We start from the raw sequence: 16,958 nt of genomic DNA on the forward strand, positions 1-16,958 counted from the left end.
CCATGCAGGACGCCCCGGCGCCCATCACGCACAGGCGGGTGCTGAAGATTGCGGTGCCGATTGTCCTGTCCAACGCCACGGTGCCGATTCTGGGTGCGGTGGATACGGGCGTGGTCGGCCAGATGGGGCAGGCGGCCCCGATCGGAGCGGTGGGCATTGGCGCGGTGATCCTGTCCGCGATCTATTGGATTTTCGGCTTCCTGCGCATGGGCACGACCGGCTTGGCCGCGCAGGCGCGCGGGGCAGGGGATATCACCGAAACCCGCGCTTTATTGATGCGAGGGCTGTTGCTGGGCGGTGCCGCCGGGCTGTTCTTCATCGTGGCGCAGGTGGCGGTTTTTGCCGGGGCCTTCGCCCTGTCCCCGGCCAGCCCCGAGGTCGAGACGCTGACCCGCGCCTATCTCGAAATCCGCATCTGGGGCGCACCGGCGACGATTGCATTATATGCAGTGACCGGCTGGCTGATCGCGGTCGAACGCACGCGCGGTGTTTTTGTCCTGCAGGTCTGGATGAACGGTCTGAACATCCTGCTGGACCTGTGGTTTGTCCTCGGGCTGGGCTGGGGGGTCGAGGGCGTCGCCATCGCCACGCTGATTGCCGAGTGGACGGGGCTGGCGCTGGGCCTTTGGCTATGCCGGGATGCGTTTCAGGGCAGGCTCTGGCGCGACTGGGCGCGGATATTTGACGCTGCGCGCCTGCGCCGGATGATGCAGGTGAATGGCGACATCATGATCCGCTCGGTGCTGCTGACCGGATCGTTCACGACCTTCCTGTTCGTTGGCTCCGACCTTGGCGACGTCAATCTGGCGGCCAATCAGGTGCTGCTGCAATTCCTTGAAATCACCGCCTTTGCGTTGGACGGGTTCGCCTTTTCCGCCGAGGCGTTGGTCGGCGGCGCGGTCGGTGCGCGGGACCGCTATCAGGTGCGCCGCGCCTCGGTCATGGCGTCGCAATGGGGTGTTGGCGGGGCGGTTCTGTTGGCGGTGATCTTCTTTGTCGCCGGGCCGGCGCTGATCGACCTTATGTCCACCTCGCCCGAGGTGCGCGAAGCCGGGCGCGAATTCCTGATCTGGGCCGCCATCGCGCCGGTGATCGGCGTTGCCAGTTGGATGTACGACGGCATCTATATCGGCGCGACCTGGACCCGCGCCATGCGCAACGCGATGATCCAGTCGGTTGCGATCTATGTTGTCGCCCTGTTCGTTCTGGTGCCCGCCTTTGGCAATCACGGACTGTGGGCCGCACTGATGGTGCTGAACACGGCGCGTGGTGTGACGATGGGCTGGCGCTATCCGAAGCTGGAGGCGCAGGTCGCCTAAAGCAGCGCCAGCAGGTTCTCCGGGGGCCGCCCGATGGCTGCTTTGCCGCCGGAAACAGCCAGAGGACGCTCGATCAGGATCGGATTGTCCGCCATTGCACGGATCAGCTCTGCGTCAGGCGATGTCTTTGACAGCCCCAGTTCCCTGAACCGCTTCTCGCCCGTGCGCATCATCTCGAACACGGGAATACCCAGCAGGGATTGCGCGGCGCGCAACTCGTCCTCGGTCGGCGCATCTTCAAGGTATTTGCGCAGCCTGATCTCTGCCCCACGCTCTTCCAATAGCGCCAGACCCGCCCGCGATTTCGAGCAGCGGGGATTGTGCCAGTATTCAATCACAGCCAGTCCTCTCGTTTACTGCCCACGGCCTGAGCGATGGTCTCGAACCCGTCGCGGGCCAGCAGTTTGTCCAGACCTTCGGCAATGTCGGCGGCCAGTGAGATACCGCCATAGACCATCGCCGTGTAGAACTGCACCGCAGATGCGCCTGCACAAATCTTGGCATAGGCATCTTCGGCACTGCTGATGCCGCCCACACCGATCAGGGGGATGCTACCCTCGGTCAACCGACTCAGGCTGGCCAGAACGCGGGTCGATTTTTCGAACAAAGGCGCGCCCGACAGGCCACCGGCTTCGGCCTTATGCGCGCTGCGCAGCCCGTCGCGAGACAGGGTGGTGTTGGTGGCGATCACTGCGTCCACCTTGGTCTCTTGCGCGACCTCGGCGATGTCCTGCAACTCGGCCTCGGTCAGGTCCGGCGCGATTTTCAGGAACACCGGCAAGGGTCGGGGCAGCGCGTCGCGGGTTTCGATGACGCCGCCCAGCAGCGCGCTCAGCGCGGCCTTGCCCTGCAAGTCACGTAGTTTCTCGGTGTTGGGGGAAGACACGTTGACGGTGGCAAAATCCAGATGCGCGGCACAATGGGCCAGCACCTTGGCGAAATCGCCCGGTCGGTCGTCACTGTCCTTGTTGGCCCCCAGATTCAGCCCGATCACCGCGTCTTTGGGGCGCTGGGCCAGACGCTGCGCCATCACCTCCATGCCTTCGTTGTTGAAGCCAAAACGGTTGATCGCCGCCTTGTCCTCGGTCAGGCGGAACAGGCGCGGTTTTGGGTTCCCCGGCTGTGGACGCGGCGTAACGGCCCCCACTTCTATAAACCCGAATCCGGCCCGCGACAGAGGGGTCAGAACCTCGCCATTCTTGTCGAACCCGGCGGCAAGGCCCACGGGGTTCGGCAGGTCCAGACCTGCGATCCGGGTGCGCAGGCGCGCGGAAGTGACCGGCCCCGGCGCAGGGGCCAGCCCGGACTTCAAAGCCTTTATCGACAGGCCATGCGCGGTCTCGGGGTCAAAGCTGTGCAGGGCGGCCAGCCCCAGTTTCTCGGTCAGTTTCATCCGAACGATGTTCCCCCTTCCGCCGATGCGCAGCGGATCAGTCGGGATGTTGCCACAGCCGCCTGCCGGTGTACGACAGCCGCGCGATAAACCGGGCCTGTCACCATGTCCAGAAACGCATGGGCCGAGGGATAATGGGCGATGAAAACTTCGTCCCAAACCTCATCCGCCGGTCCGATCAGGACCGTCTGGAACGCACCGCGCCACAGAATCGACGCGCCGATCCGCGCGATGATCGGGGCGGTGACGCGGCCATAGTTGCGATAGGCCTGCGCCCCGGTCAGCCCCGCATCCGCCAGTTCGTGATCCGGCGGATAGTCGGCCTTGTCGCGGAACTTCACCAGATTGAGCATCGCGATGGGCTGATCGCGGTCCAGCGCCTTGAAGGCCTCGAACTGGTAACGCTCGGGGTCGATATAGGCGGTCATGCCATCTCCTGCGGGAAGTGATGCGTCTGGCCGTCAAACGGTAAAGGGCGCGACCAGACTACGTCCGTCACGCGAATCTGGCGGTAAAGATGTGGAAACAGCGCGCCGCCGCGGGACACTTCCCATTTCAGATCATCGCCCATCGCATCCGCGTCGCAGGCCAGCAGGGTCAAGCCATCAACACCGGCGAAATGTTTGGCGGCAGTTTCAGCGGCCTGTTCGGCGGTGGAAAAATGCACAAACCCGTCCGACACATCAATCGGCGCACCGTCCGAGGCGCCCTGAGCCTGCAGCGCCGCCCATTCGTCGGCGCGAAAAATCTTGTAGATCAGCATGCGTTCCTGATGCCTTGGGGGGCGGGGGGAATCAAGCCGGAATTCCCCTTTGACTCTCTGATCGCGCGGACGCACCATTCGGCAAAACAACTACAGGGAGTTTCAATATGTTAACCCGGTTCCTGACATCCGTGGCCGTTCTGGGCCTGACCGCTGGCGTCGCGGCTGCGGATTACAAGCTGACCATTCTGCACACAAACGACATCCACAGCCGGATTGAATCCATCAACAAATACGATTCCACCTGCGATGCCGAGGACGAAGCCGAAGGCAAGTGCTTTGGCGGCGTTGCGCGTTTGAAAACTGCCATCGATGCCAAACGTGCGGCGATGCAGGACGAAAACGTTCTGTTGCTGGATGCGGGCGATCCGTTTCAGGGCTCGTTGTTTTACACCACGTACAAGGGTGCAGCCGAAGCCGAGTTCATGGAGGCCATCGGCTACGATGTCATGGCTGTGGGGAATCATGAATTCGACGATGGCCCCGAAGGCCTGGCCGCCTTTGTTGACGCGGTGAGCTTCCCGGTGATCTCGGGCAATCTCGACCTGTCGTCCTCGGCCGAATTGAAGGACAAGGTGCAGAACCACGTGGTTCTGGATGTCGGCGGGCAGAAAATCGGTATCGTCTCAGCGCTGGCGACGGATACGGTGGAAACGTCAAGCCCCGGCAAGGACGTCGTTTTTCAGGATGAGATCGAAAGCCTGACCGCCGACGTTGCCGCCCTGCGCGACGAAGGCGTGGATATCGTCATTGCGCTGACCCATGTTGGCCTTGGAAAAGATATGAAGATCGCCGAGCAGGTCCCCGGGCTGGATCTGGTGGTCGGCGGCCACTCGCACACGCTGCTCTCCAACACGGATGAGGATGCGGCGGGATCCTATCCGGTTATGGTCGGCGACGTGCCCGTGGTTCAGGCCTATGCCTATTCCAAATATCTGGGCGAGATCACGCTGACCTTCGACGACGATGGCAATCTGACCGGGGCCGAAGGCGCACCGATTCTGCTGGACGCCTCGGTAACACCCGACCCCGATATCGCTGCGCGGGTGGCGGAAATGGGTGCGCCGATCGAGGAAATGAAGAAACGCGTCGTGGCCAGCACCACAGCACCGATCGACGGGGCCAGAGAGTCGTGCCGACACAGAGAGTGCGAAATGGGCAATCTGGTCGCCGATGCAATGCTGGATCGGGTGAAAGATCAGGGCGTTCAGATTGCGATTCAGAATGGCGGCGGTCTGAGAACCACCATCGGCGATGGAGAAATCACGCAAGGCGACGTTCTGCTGGTGCTTCCCTTCCAGAACACCCTGTCGACGTTTTGGGTCGACGGCGCCACGATCAAGGCGGCTTTGGAAAACGGCATGGCCCAATTTGACGATGAGGCCAAAGACGGCAGATTCCCGCAGGTTTCGGGTATGCGGTACGAGTTTGATGCCAGCGCCCCCACGGATCAGCGCATCACCCTGATCGAAGTCAACGAGGGCGGGGAATGGCAGCCGATTGATCCGGGCAAGGTGTATGGAGTTGTCTCTAACAACTACGTCCGCAACGGCGGCGATGGGTACAAAATGTTCGCAGGCGATGACAAGAACGCCTACGACTTCGGGCCCGATCTGGCGGATGTGACGGCTGAATATCTGGCCAAGAACGCGCCATACGAGCCCTATCTGGACGGGCGTATCAAACAGAAGTAACTCAAGAAAAAAGCCGCATCAGAGTGATGCGGCTTTTTTTCAGCTCAGATCATATTCCGGCCAAAGCTCGGGATCGAACCCGTCAAGCATCGGTTGAATGTGTTCCGCCACTTTGCGCCATCCACCGATGGATTTGGTCGAGATTTTGTTGCGGACCTGATCGATACTGGCCGTGCGCACCTGTTTGGTATTCTCTTCCGGGTGCATCATGCTTTCCTGCCATTCGATTTCGCAGAAGTCTGCAACCTGCCTGCTGTAGGTTTCGGGGTCGGCAACCAATTCTTCGTACCGGATCGTCAGAATCCTATCGCCGAACACCTCATCCCAATGCCGCATGTAGCGGCGGTAGAGGTTCGCAGAATGCGCGATGGCCTCAAGATTCGAGGCATAGTTCATCCCACCTGCCGGGAAGCGCCTGATCCATTTTGACAGGCCCACATCACGGGGGTCACGCATCATGTTGATGATCTTCGCGTTGGGGAAGGCGCACAACAGGAAGCCAACGTGTTGATAGTTGTGGGGTATTTTATCGACAAAGGCGATCGAATCGTCCGGGATCGGGGGCATGAACTCGCGGTATTCCCGCGCAAGTGTTTGTGCAGCGGCAGTGTCGAGTTCCTTTTCACCTGTTCTGAAGCGATCCGACAGGTCCGCGCCCAATGTCAGTTCACCGCATCCGGCAATATTTGGCACCGAACTCAGCATCATCTCCATCAAAGTGGTGCCCGATCTGGGTTGCCCTATGACGAAAATGGGAACAGGTTCATCAAACTGACCGGAATTGGGCGGCGTACCGCCGACCGGGAAAATACTCGTGATCTGATCAAGTTTCTTTTCTTCAGCCGCAAAGCGATAAGGGTTGGTCTCATGCTGGGCCGCGTTGGCGCGAGCATATTGCGGTAGGGCTGCGCTCAGGCCCTCGCTTTTGGAAATCAGCTGCGCCTTGGCGAATTCCAGTTCAGACAGGACATGTTCATTTTCCGCAATCGCATCTTCGATCGTTTCCAGCAGTTCGGGGACATCCGCCTTGTCTGCAATCGTCGATGCCTGAAACAGGGCCTGCCGGTGATGCGGCTCGGCTTCGAGAATGTCCTGCAAGATGGCGGCGCTGCCGGACTTGTCGCCGCTTTGGTGCAGGTTCACAGCCTTGTTAAAGGCAATTTTCGTGTCCGTCGGATTCAGTTCGTACGCTCTGGAAATGTCGCGCGTGTTTTCCTCTACAAAACCGACGCGGCCATAAGCCCGGGCGCGCTTGCTCAGAAGCTCGGAATTGTCAGGATCGTTTTTCAGCTTTTCGGTCGCGTATTCGATTATGGACCGCCAATTTTGACCCTTGAGCTTGATTTCCTCGATAACGCGCGCGAGTTCCTTGTTGTTGGGAAACTTCTCGGCCTTTTGTTCCGCATAGGTCAGGGCCCGGTCAATCTGCCCGGTCTGCATCAGCGCATTGGCAAGGTTTTCGACGAATTGCGGGTCGTCAGGTTTCATCCGCGACGCTTCGACAAAATGCGGGATCGACCGTTTGTACTGCTTCATTTCGGTCAGAACAAATCCGGCGATTGCCTGATAATCCGAATCCTTGGGGAATTTTTTGATACCCAACTGCGCCTTTTTCAGCGCCTGCGGTAACTTTCCGGCCTCCAACAGTTGAACTGCCTTGCCCTTCAGCGATTTCGCCGTTTGATTTTCCATATGACCCCGTGAGACCTTGTGCCTGTATGAAAAGAGTATCGATGGTTCATTACCCATGTGCGGACGGTTTGCAATAACTCTTCCCACCGACGCGATGGCCCGCCTGTTTTCGGCGCGGCCCGCGAATTTTATGCCGGATGTGCCGAACTATAATGTTTGTCCGACAAATCAGGTGCATGTGGTGCGGTCCGATGGTCACGGGCGCAGCTTAGGCGCGCTGAGATGGGGGTTTTTGCCACACTGGTACAAGTCCGAAACAGACGGTCCCCTGTTGATCAACGCGCGGGCCGAAACGCTTGCCGACAAACCCGCCTTTCGGTCGGCCTGCCGGGAAAGGCGCTGTCTGATCGTTGCAACAGGGTTTTACGAATGGACCAAAACGGAATACGGCACGCGGTTACCGTGGTATATCCACCGGCAGGATGGTGCCGCCATTGCCTTTGCGGGCGTCTGGCAGGATTGGGGGCCGGAAGACGCACGGGTGGGAACCTGTGCGATTGTGACCACAGCAGCCAACCAGATGCTTGGTGCGATCCACCACCGAATGCCTTTGATCCTTGAGCCCGACGACTGGCCGCTCTGGCTGGGGGAAAGCGGCAAGGGGGCCGCGCGCCTGAAGCGACCGGGGGCCGAGGATGTTCTGACCTTCCATCGCGTCGATCCGGCTGTGAACTCCAACAAGGCCAGCGGTCCGGAACTGATCGAGGCGGCGGCGATTTAAGCGCCGTCTTTCCTTCCCCAAACGGGCAGGCTAGACCTTTGGTATGCCGTTATCTTTCGCCAATCTGACCCAGCTTTACGCGCACCCGTTTGACAGCGTGATCGACGTGCGCAGCCCGGCGGAATTTGCCGAGGATCATCTGCCGGGCGCGATCAATCTGCCGATGCTCAACAACGAAGAACGCGCGCGCGTTGGCACGATCTACGTGCAGGAAAGCCCGTTTCTTGCGCGCAAACTGGGCGCGGCGCTGGTGTTTCGCAATGCCGCCAATCACATCGAACACAGCCTCAGCCACCATGAAGGCGGCTGGCGGCCTCTGGTCTATTGCTGGCGCGGGGGGCAGCGGTCGGGGTCCTTTGCCTGGATGCTGCAACAGATCGGCTGGCGGGCCGAGGTGGTAGAGGGCGGATACCGCACCTATCGCCGTCTGGTGAACGCGTATCTGTACAACGACGCTCTGCCGCACAGGCTGGTCGCGTTGGACGGCTACACGGGTACGGCCAAGACCGACCTTCTGGCCCATCTCGGGGCGCGCGGGGTGCAGGTGCTGGACCTTGAAAATCTGGCCAACCATCGCGGCTCGCTGCTGGGGGAGCGGCCCGGCGGGCAACCCGGCCAGAAGGCGTTCGAATCCGCTCTGGCCGCCGCCTTGTGCCAGCTTGACCCGGCACGCCCCGTTGTGGTTGAGGCCGAGTCGTCCAAGATCGGCAACCTGATCCTGCCGCCAAGTTTGTGGACGGCCCTGTGCGCCGCGCCTCGGGTGCAAATCGCGGCCTCGATCGAGGCGCGCTCGACCTATCTGGCCAAGGCGTATGACGACATTCTGTCGGATACCGAGCGCCTGCGCGACCGCCTCTCGCCCCTGCGCTTCCATCGCGGGCATGAGGTTGTGGACGGCTGGCTACAGTTGATCGATGCGGGCGACCGTCGGGCGCTCACGCGGGCGTTGATGGAGCAGCATTATGACCCGGCCTATGCTAAATTCCGCCGCTCGCAAAGCGTCGATATCCTTGCGAAGATCGACGTAGAAACTCTGGATAACACGGGTCTTACGGTTGCAGCAGCACAGATCGAAACCCTGTTGGATCAGTTCTGAAGGCGCAGACCGGGCGCTTCCGTCAACTGACCAATGATCGCAGCGGGGTAGTCTGCCTTTTGCAGTGCATCTAGCAGCGCCTCGGCGTCTTCTGCGCCGACAGCGGCCAGCAAACCGCCAGCGGTTTGCGGATCGAACAGCAGATCGGTCTTGCCGCCGGATGGCAATTCGGGCGCGATGGACCGGTTGTCCGGGTAGATCGTTGATCTGACACCCTGATCGCTCAGTTCAAGCGCTCCGTCCATCACCGGCACCGCATCCAGATGCAGGATCGCGCCGCAACCGGAGGCTTCGCAGAGGCCAAGCAAATGACCGGAAAGGCCAAATCCGGTGACGTCCGTCATCGCATGGGCATCCGCCAGAATGCGCGCGGCCTCGCCTTGTGGCTGGCACATCTGGCGCAACGCGGCGGCAACGTCTGCGCCCTTTGCCTGACCGGCCATTTCCGCGGCCATCATCACGCCGCTGCCCAAGGGTTTGGTCAGGATCAGGGCGTCTCCGGGCTTGCCACCGGACAGGGTGATCGGCTCCCGGTCGCACAGGCCGGTCAGGGTGAAGCCGAGCGTCATCTCATCCCCCATCGAACTGTGGCCGCCGACGATTTCGGCACCGGCCTCGCGCATGACTTCGGTGGCGATTGTCATGATTTCGGCCATCGTGCGCTGCTGCAGCGCAGGTGACATGCGGGGCAGGATGATGGTGGCCGTCGCGGCCTGCGGTCTGGCACCCATCGCCCAGATATCCCCCAGTGCGTGCACGGCGGCGATGCGGATCATCAGGGCAGGATCGTTGATGAAGGCCCGCAAGTGGTCCGAGGTGATCACCTGTTTCGCACCGCCGGTTGTCAGCAAGGCCGCATCATCGCCGGGCAGGGGGGTAATATCGGGCCGGTCGGGGCCGGGCAGCCCGTCCAATGCATCGCGCAATGCGCCTCGGCCCACCTTGGCACCGCAGCCGCCGCACATGGGTTTCTCGCCCAACGCCTGACGCAGACCTGCTGCGTGATCGCGCGGCAGCGCCGACGGTTTCATCTGCGGTAAGTCGCGAAACTTGTTCATGAAGGACTGGTCGATGTGGTTCTTCCACCTCCACATCAGCGGGCCGCTGAGCGATGTCCCGAACCGCTCGGCCAGGGCGGATTTGCCGCCCAGCGAGATCAGTTTCAGGTAATCTTTCTGCGGCACATAACGCCGCACGCGCCCCGCGCCCAATGCCGCCCGCAGGTTTTGGTACAGCACGGGGGCCTCGCGTACCGCGTAGACACCGGCCATGGGACGTGGGTTTTCCGTAAGATGCGCGCAGTCCCCGGCGGCGAATATCGCCGGGTCGCTGGTCTGCAGATGCCCGTCGACCTTCACGAACCCATCGTGAAGCGCCAAGCCGGTTTGCGATATCCAATCATACGGGCGCGCCCCGGCGGCTCCGGTCACGAACTCAGCCGGGATGGTGCGGCCATCCTCTAGTTCCACGTGATCATCGGCAACCTGCGTGATTTTGGCGTTTTCGACGATCTCGACGCCAAGATCGCGCATCACCTGCCGAATGGTGGCGGCAGCCTTGGGGTTCGTCGCTGTAAGGGCCTGCGCATTGTCGATCAGCGTCACCTGCGCCGCGCGCGCCCTGGTCCTTAGCGCGTGCGCCATCGCCATCACCAGTTCCACCCCGGCAACCCCGCCGCCAATGACGGCGACCGAGGCTGGGCCATCGCCCGCCAGATAAGCCGACCAGCGCGCTGCAAATGGCCCGAGTGGCTTGGCCGGAACCGCATGTTCGGCAAAGCCGGGCATCGACGGCATGTCCGAGGTGATCCCCACGTTGATCGAGGCCACATCGAACGCGACCGGCGGGCGTCCGGGCACGTGCACCGCGCGCCGGTCCGTGTCGATCCCGTTTACCGACCCGAGAATGATGCGCGCTCCGGCGAACCTTGCCAGCCGCACCAGATCGATATCCAGCTCTCCGCGTTCGTAATGCCCGGCCACGAATCCCGGCAACATGCCGGAATAGGGCGCGGTGGGGCCGGGATTGATCACCGTGACCCGCGCGCCGGGCAGCGGGTTCATCCCCCATTTGCGCAGCAGCAGCGCATGGGTGTGGCCCCCGCCAATCAGAACCAGATCGCGGGTCAGGGGCAGCGGAGGTGTATGCATCGGACTTAGTTCGTACTGTGATCAGGAACGTCTTCGACCTGCTCGACCGCGTGGGTGGCCCACATCTCATCCTCGCCCGCGTCCGGCAGATCGCTGGGCTGTTCATGGCGGTGAATATGCCATTTGGCAATAAACAGCGCCGTGATCGGGGCGGTCAGGAACAGGAACAGGGTGATCAGCAGCTCATGCATCGACAGGAACCCTTCGATCAAAGCCGAATGCGCGATCGAAGCCAGCAGCACGCCGCCCACACCCAGCGTTGTCGCCTTGGTCGGCGCATGCAGGCGGGACATCGGGTCCTTCAGCTTGATCATCCCGAACGACCCGACAAAGCCGAAGATGCCCGAGACGATCAGGAAGAAGGCAATCAGAAGTTCAAACAGAAATTCCATGCTGCCCTCACTCGATGATGTTGCCACGCAGCATGAAGCGTGCGTAGGCCACGGTTGAGACAAAGCCCAGCATGGCGATGATCATGGCGGCCTCGAAGAAAATCTCGGTGCTCTGAGACAGGCCGTACAGGATCATCAGGGCGATTGTGTTGATGACCATCGTATCCAGCGCCAGCACGCGGGTGCCGACGCCATCGGCGGTGATGATCCGCCACAGGCACATCATGATCGCCGCGCCGAAACAGGCAAATGCAAAGTAAATCGCGTAGTCCATCATTCGAAGATCTCCTTCAGGCGGCGTTCGTAGCGGTGCTTGATCTGGTCGCGCACCGCATCCGTGTCCGGGGCGTCCAGGCAATGGACCAGCAGGTTGTGACCCTGCGCTGACAGATCGCAACTGACCGTGCCGGGCGTCATCGTGATGGTGCCGGCCAGCACTGTGATCGCCTCGGGCGTGCGCAGGTCCAGCGGGATGCAGACCCAGTTGGGATGCCGGTCGTCGTTCCGTTTGAACAGAATGATTCGGGCGACGGTGATGTTGGCCATCACGATATCCCAGAGCACCACAAGCATATACTCGGCGACCATCGGCCAGTTGCGCAGCTTTGGCCGGTCAGGCCAGTAGGGCTGCGTGACAAAGGGGATGATGATCCCCAGTATCAGACCGAAGACCAGAGAATTGAGCGACGGTTTGTTCGCCAGCAACACCCAGACCAGCGTCAGCAGAAAGGTCAGATGCGGGTGCGGGAATATCCGGTGCAGCAGTTTCATTACTCTTCCCTTCCCAAAACGGCCGAGATGTACTGATCGGGCGTGAACAATTGCTCGGCCGTGTTGCTTGAGTATTCAAGCGCCGGGCCTGCAAACAGCGTCAGCAGGATCAGACCGGCCACGACGACAAACACCGAAGTGAAGGCGAGGCCCGGTTTGGGCTCTGGCGCAGTTGGTATGTGTTCCGTGTCAGGATCGCCGCTATATTCAGCCGCGTGGCTTTTCCAGAAGATCAGCGATCCGGCCCGCGCCAGCCCGACGATGGTTACGAAGGACCCGATCAGGATCACGGCCCAGACCCAATGTGCGTCCGGCGCACCGCGTGAGGCGTCCAGAACCAGCAGCTTGCCGATGAAGCCGGACAAGGGCGGCATCCCGGCCATGGCGATTGCGCCGACAAAGAACAGCCCCGCGATCAGGCCGCTTTGCGCCATCGGGCGGGTCGGCTGGATTGCCCCGCCGCGGCGTTCCATGACCAGATCGGCCACCAGAAACAGCAGCGCGGTCGCCAGCGTCGAGTGGAACACATAATACAGCGCCGCCGCCGTCGCGCCCGGTGTGAATTGCGAAATCGCAATCAGCAACGTGCCCATCGAGGTGATGGCGCAGAACGCCACCATCCGGGCGATATGTTGCGAGCCCAGAATGCCGACGGCCCCAACCGCCAGTGTCACCAGCGCTGCCGGTTGCAGCCAGGCCCCGACCAGCCCCTGGGTCGCCTCAACCTCGGGGCCGAAGGCCAGCGTGTACATCCGCAGGATCGAGTAAGCCCCGACCTTGGTCATGATCGCAAACAGCGCAGCCACCGGCAGGGGCGCGTTGGCATAGCTGGCAGGCAGCCAGAAATGCAGTGGCAGAACGGCGGCCTTGATGCAGAAGACCAGCAGCAGAAGCGCAGCACCGACCCGCAGCAGGGCGGTATCCTCGGGCGGTATCTCGGCCACCCGCACGGCGATATCCGCCATGTTCAGCGTGCCGGTCACCGCATAGAGCGTGCCCAGCGCAAACAGAAACAGGGTCGAGCCCAGCAGGTTATAGGCCACATACTGGACCCCCGCCTTCAGCCGCACCGAGCCGCCCCCATGGGTCATCAGACCGTACGAGGCGATCAGCAGCACCTCGAAGAACACGAACAGGTTGAAGGCATCGCCGGTCAGGAAGGCACCGCAGACGCCCATCAGTTGGAAATGGAACAGTGCGTGGAAATGTTTCCCGCGCTCGTCCCACCCCGATGCAATGGCGTAAAGCACGATAGGCAAGGCTAGCAGCGCGGTCAGCAGTACCATCATGGCGGACAGCCGGTCCAGCACCATCACGATGCCGAACGGCGCGGGCCAGTTGCCCAGTTCGTAGATCTGGATGTCCCCTCCGGCGGCCTGCGCGGTGATTGTCAGGGCAATCCCAAGCAGCGCGACGACACCCGCGACCGAGAAAATGCGCTGCAGGTCCAGATGGTATCGCAGGACCATGATGATGAACGGGGCCAGGATCGCGGGCAGGACGATCGGCGCAACGATCCAGTGGTTCATGCGTCTTCTCCCGCGCCGTCCACGCTGTCCTGCGCGGTCATGTCGATGTGGTCATCCTTTGACGACAGGTAGGCGGACAGCGCGATCATAACGATCACCGCCGTCATCCCGAACGAGATCACGATGGCCGTCAGCACCAGCGCCTGCGGCAGCGGGTCGGTATAGGGGACCTCTTTGTACTTGTTCAGAACCGCCGGGGCGTTCAGCGCCAGCCGCCCGGTGGCGAACAGGAACACGTTCACTGCATAGGTGATCAGGGACAGGCCCAGAATGACCGGAAAGGTCCGTCGGCGCAGGATCAGGAATATCCCGGCAGCGGTCATAATGCCAACGGCAGAGGCTACGAGCGCTTCCATCAGGCCTGCTCCTTCTCAGTTTCTTCTTCCGGCGGATCATCCCGCAGCGGGTTGATATCCATCGGGAATTCCTGCGCCATACCCGGTTGCCATGCAAAGCGCGACAGGCTGTCCAGCGCCAGCATCACCGCGCCCAGCACCGCAAGGAACACGCCGGTGTCAAACAGCATGGCGGTGGCCCATTCGAACTCTTCCAGTGGCGGCCAGTTGATGTAGCCGAAGTCGCTGGTCAGGAAGGGGCGCTCGTTGAACCACGCGCCCAGACCGGTGGCGGCGGCGATCAGAACGCCCCAGCCGATGGTGCCGTGGTAATAGAACCGCTGCCGTTCGATGGCCCAGGTGTAGCCGCTGGCCATGTATTGCATCAGATAGGCGATGGCGACGATCAGACCGGCAATGAACCCGCCGCCGGGCTGGTTGTGACCGCGGAAGAAGATGTAGGCCCCCACCATCAGCGCGATGGGCATCATCACACGGGTCACGACCACCATCATCAGCGGATGCGAGTCGCCAGACTGCGGCCAATGCGGCTTGCGGTTCAGCAGGTAGCCGCGGACATTGGTGCTCAGCACCGCCTCGGTCAGGGCAAAGATAATCAGGGCGGCGATGCCCAGCACGATGATCTCGCCAAAGGTATCAAAGCCCCGGAAGTCCACCAGGATCACATTGACCACGTTGGTGCCGCCTCCGCCCTTGTACGAGTTCGCGAGGTGGAAGTCGGAGATCGTCGGAAACGCAAAGTCGCGCATCATGATCGCGTAGATCAGCGCCCCGGTGCCCAGCCCGGCCACCACTGAAATAGCCGCATCGCGCCAGCGCCGCGCGGCGGAACTGTCCCAGGGCGTTTGGGTGGGCAGGAAGTTCAGCGACAGCAGCAGCAGGATCATCGTCACCACCTCGACCGAGATCTGAGTCAGCGCAAGGTCGGGGGCCGAAAGGTAGTTGAACGCGACCGAAACGATCAGGCCGACGACACCGATCAGCACCAGTGACAGCAGGCGGTTGCGGTGGAACCACATGATGCCCAGCGTCGCGCCGACCAGACAAATCCAGCCGATGATCGGAATGATCTGTGCCGGAAGCGGAACCCGGGTTTCAACTCCGATGGTTCCGGTCGAATAGGCGTAGTATCCCAGCCCGACCGTGAAAGCGACAAAGATGATGGCATAGCGGCTGAGGACACCGTTATGCAGCTCGTCCGTGATCCAGCGGCTGAGCCGGGTGAAAGCGAGGATGATCGCCTCGAAGATAACCTTGGCTTCGGGACGGGGCAGGGCGTTCCAAATCTGTTCGCCCCGCTTGTGCACGGCCAGCAGGGCCAGACCGCCCACCGTTGCGGCGGCTGACATGAACAGCGCAGGCGTGAATCCGTGCCACAGTTTCAGCGAGTAGTATGGCAGCTTTTCTCCCCCGATCACCGCGCTGGACACGACCGCGACCAGCGGCCCGACGATGGCGGCGGAATAAAGCCCGATCAGGATTACCAGAATGACAAGGAACGCAGGTGCCAGCCACTGCCCGACCGGCGGGTCATGAGGATGCGCGGGATAGTCGTCGCGCTTCGGCCCCAGAAAGACATGGCCGATAAATCGGAAGGAATAAGCGGCCGAGAACAGGGCCGCCAGCACTGCCAGACCCGGCACCAGATAGTGCGAGTGCAGCCATGTGGTGTGGACCGTTTCCTCGAGCATCATCTCTTTCGACAGGAAGCCGTTCAGCGGCGGCAGGCCCGCCATCGACAGCGCGGCAATGGTGCCGATGGTGAAAGTGATCGGCATCAGGTGGCGCAGACCGCCCAGCCGTTTGACGTCGCGCGTTCCGGTCTCGTGATCCACGATCCCGGCGGTCATGAAAAGCGCCGCCTTGAAGGTCGCGTGGTTGATTATGTGGAACATGGCAGCGACGGCTGCGAATTTGGTGCCGAAGCCCAGTAGCATGGTCACGAGCCCAAGGTGGGACACGGTGGAAAAGGCCAGCAGCGCCTTCAGGTCGTCCTTGAACAGGGCAATCACCGCCCCGATCAGCATCGTCACCAGCCCGGTGGTTGCAACGATGTAGAACCACGCCTCGGTCCCCGCCAGCACCGGCCACATGCGCGCCATCAGGAACAGCCCGGCCTTAACCATCGTGGCCGAGTGCAGATAGGCCGAAACCGGTGTGGGCGCGGCCATGGCATGAGGCAGCCAGAAATGGAACGGGAACTGCGCCGATTTGGTGAAACAGCCGAGCAGGATCAGGATCAGCGCTGGCATGTAGCGGGGCGAGGCCTGGATCAGTTCCTTGTTCTGCAGAATGACGCTTAAATCATAGGACCCCACGATATTGCCGAGGATCAGCATCCCTGCAATCATCGCCAGCCCGCCGCCACCGGTGACCGCCAGTGCCATCCGCGCGCCCTGCCGCCCTTCGGGCAGGTGCTTCCAGTACCCGATCAGCAGGAATGAGCTAAGCGATGTAAGCTCCCAGAAAACCAGCAAAAGCAGGATGTTGTCGGACAGAACGATCCCGACCATCGCGCCCTGAAACAGCAGCAGATAGGTATAGAACTGCCCCATCGGGTCTTCGCGCGACAGGTAGAAACGGGCATAAAGGATGATCAGCAGGCCAATGCCAAGGATCAGAAGGGCGAATAGAAACCCAAGCCCGTCCAGCATGAAATTCGCGTTCAGCCCCAGCCCCGGTATCCAGTCGAAACGGGCGGTGACGACCTCACCCCTCATGACGGCAGGGATATGGATCAGCAGGCCCATAAGCGCGAGGAATGTGGTCAATCCCGCCGCCGAAGCTGCTGCGTTTCGTCCTGCCCGGATCAGGAGGGCTGGAAAGACAGCTCCGAGAAAGGGAAGGGCCGCGATAAGGAATAGGGACAAGTGCGATACTCCGGTCTTGGCGGTCTGCGTTCTGTCGATTTTCTAAGGATAATTTATTGGCTGTCCAGAATTTGCAAGCAATTCACAGAGTTCTGGGTGCAGAACACGCGTTTCAGCCCAATCTGAAAAAATGACGTGAACTTGATCCGCGGGCCTGATTTCAACGCGGCAATGCCGCCTTTGCTGTGGTAAAACCGGCCTGTCGGCTTTGG

General features: G+C 61.4%; 16 protein-coding genes. 4 read left to right on the plus strand and 12 right to left on the minus strand.

From position 1 onward, the window contains the following. Positions 1 to 2: 2 nt before the first annotated feature. A complete protein-coding gene (locus ACR0EZ_RS12370; RefSeq protein ID WP_480613410.1) occupies positions 3 to 1,319 on the plus strand; it encodes an MATE family efflux transporter in 1,317 nt (438 codons plus the stop codon). Here ACR0EZ_RS12370 and arsC read toward each other — a convergent pair. Genes arsC through ACR0EZ_RS12390 form a run of 4 tightly spaced genes read right to left on the minus strand, consistent with a single transcriptional unit; the run spans position 1,316 to position 3,475 of the window. Then, complete coding sequence (gene arsC, locus ACR0EZ_RS12375) at positions 1,316 to 1,657, minus strand: arsenate reductase (glutaredoxin) (protein ID WP_480613412.1); 342 nt, start codon at positions 1,655 to 1,657, stop codon at positions 1,316 to 1,318. The two genes, ACR0EZ_RS12370 and arsC, sit on opposite strands and share 4 nt — an antisense overlap. Continuing rightward, complete coding sequence (locus ACR0EZ_RS12380; protein ID WP_480613414.1) at positions 1,654 to 2,712, minus strand: quinone-dependent dihydroorotate dehydrogenase; 1,059 nt, start codon at positions 2,710 to 2,712, stop codon at positions 1,654 to 1,656. Before ACR0EZ_RS12380 ends, arsC begins: the two co-directional genes overlap by 4 nt. Then, positions 2,709 to 3,140, minus strand: coding sequence for a DUF1330 domain-containing protein (locus ACR0EZ_RS12385; RefSeq protein WP_480613416.1), 432 nt, complete (start codon positions 3,138 to 3,140; stop codon positions 2,709 to 2,711). The genes ACR0EZ_RS12380 and ACR0EZ_RS12385 overlap by 4 nt, the downstream gene beginning before the upstream one ends. Then, positions 3,137 to 3,475: a DUF952 domain-containing protein gene (locus tag ACR0EZ_RS12390; protein ID WP_480613418.1), complete on the minus strand. Its 339-nt coding sequence runs from the start codon at positions 3,473 to 3,475 to the stop codon at positions 3,137 to 3,139. The genes ACR0EZ_RS12385 and ACR0EZ_RS12390 overlap by 4 nt, the downstream gene beginning before the upstream one ends. A gap of 107 nt (positions 3,476 to 3,582) precedes the next feature. On the opposite strand from ACR0EZ_RS12390, the gene ACR0EZ_RS12395 reads away from it, so the two are divergent. Further along, positions 3,583 to 5,169 carry a bifunctional metallophosphatase/5'-nucleotidase gene (locus ACR0EZ_RS12395; protein ID WP_480613420.1) on the plus strand — a complete coding sequence of 529 codons (1,587 nt, stop codon included), beginning with the start codon at positions 3,583 to 3,585 and terminating at the stop codon, positions 5,167 to 5,169. Positions 5,170 to 5,208: 39 nt separating this feature from the next. Here the strand turns inward: ACR0EZ_RS12395 and ACR0EZ_RS12400 are convergent, their stop codons facing one another. Beyond that, positions 5,209 to 6,861 carry a tetratricopeptide repeat-containing sulfotransferase family protein gene (locus ACR0EZ_RS12400; protein WP_480613422.1) on the minus strand — a complete coding sequence of 551 codons (1,653 nt, stop codon included), beginning with the start codon at positions 6,859 to 6,861 and terminating at the stop codon, positions 5,209 to 5,211. 55 nt (positions 6,862 to 6,916) lie between these two features. Between ACR0EZ_RS12400 and ACR0EZ_RS12405 the strand changes: the two genes are divergently transcribed. Further along, positions 6,917 to 7,582, plus strand: a complete 666-nt coding sequence (locus ACR0EZ_RS12405) for an SOS response-associated peptidase (protein ID WP_480613424.1) — start codon at positions 6,917 to 6,919, stop codon at positions 7,580 to 7,582. A gap of 43 nt (positions 7,583 to 7,625) precedes the next feature. After that, the gene (gene mnmH / locus ACR0EZ_RS12410) at positions 7,626 to 8,678 is read left to right on the plus strand and encodes a tRNA 2-selenouridine(34) synthase MnmH (protein WP_480613426.1); all 1,053 of its coding nucleotides are present in this window, start codon (positions 7,626 to 7,628) and stop codon (positions 8,676 to 8,678) included. Here the strand turns inward: mnmH and selD are convergent. From selD to ACR0EZ_RS12445, 7 genes are read right to left on the minus strand one after another with little or no spacing between them, the layout of a single operon-like run. After that, on the minus strand, positions 8,669 to 10,828 hold the full coding sequence (gene selD, locus ACR0EZ_RS12415) for a selenide, water dikinase SelD (RefSeq protein WP_480613428.1): 2,160 nt from the start codon (positions 10,826 to 10,828) through the stop codon (positions 8,669 to 8,671). The two genes, mnmH and selD, sit on opposite strands and share 10 nt — an antisense overlap. A 5-nt stretch (positions 10,829 to 10,833) precedes the next feature. Further along, positions 10,834 to 11,220, minus strand: a complete 387-nt coding sequence (locus tag ACR0EZ_RS12420) for a Na+/H+ antiporter subunit G (protein ID WP_480613430.1) — start codon at positions 11,218 to 11,220, stop codon at positions 10,834 to 10,836. A 7-nt stretch (positions 11,221 to 11,227) separates the two neighbouring features. Further along, a complete protein-coding gene (locus ACR0EZ_RS12425) occupies positions 11,228 to 11,497 on the minus strand; it encodes a K+/H+ antiporter subunit F (protein WP_480613432.1) in 270 nt (89 codons plus the stop codon). Further along, positions 11,494 to 11,991, minus strand: coding sequence for a Na+/H+ antiporter subunit E (locus tag ACR0EZ_RS12430; RefSeq protein WP_480613434.1), 498 nt, complete (start codon positions 11,989 to 11,991; stop codon positions 11,494 to 11,496). The genes ACR0EZ_RS12425 and ACR0EZ_RS12430 overlap by 4 nt, the downstream gene beginning before the upstream one ends. After that, a complete protein-coding gene (locus ACR0EZ_RS12435; protein ID WP_480613436.1) occupies positions 11,991 to 13,520 on the minus strand; it encodes a monovalent cation/H+ antiporter subunit D in 1,530 nt (509 codons plus the stop codon). The genes ACR0EZ_RS12430 and ACR0EZ_RS12435 overlap by 1 nt, the downstream gene beginning before the upstream one ends. After that, the gene (locus ACR0EZ_RS12440) at positions 13,517 to 13,876 is read right to left on the minus strand and encodes a Na+/H+ antiporter subunit C (RefSeq protein ID WP_480613437.1); all 360 of its coding nucleotides are present in this window, start codon (positions 13,874 to 13,876) and stop codon (positions 13,517 to 13,519) included. Before ACR0EZ_RS12440 ends, ACR0EZ_RS12435 begins: the two co-directional genes overlap by 4 nt. Continuing rightward, positions 13,876 to 16,746, minus strand: coding sequence for a monovalent cation/H+ antiporter subunit A (locus ACR0EZ_RS12445; RefSeq protein ID WP_480613439.1), 2,871 nt, complete (start codon positions 16,744 to 16,746; stop codon positions 13,876 to 13,878). The genes ACR0EZ_RS12440 and ACR0EZ_RS12445 overlap by 1 nt, the downstream gene beginning before the upstream one ends. Positions 16,747 to 16,958: the final 212 nt, after the last annotated feature.

This window comes from Ruegeria sp. AK4, from assembly GCF_056541025.1.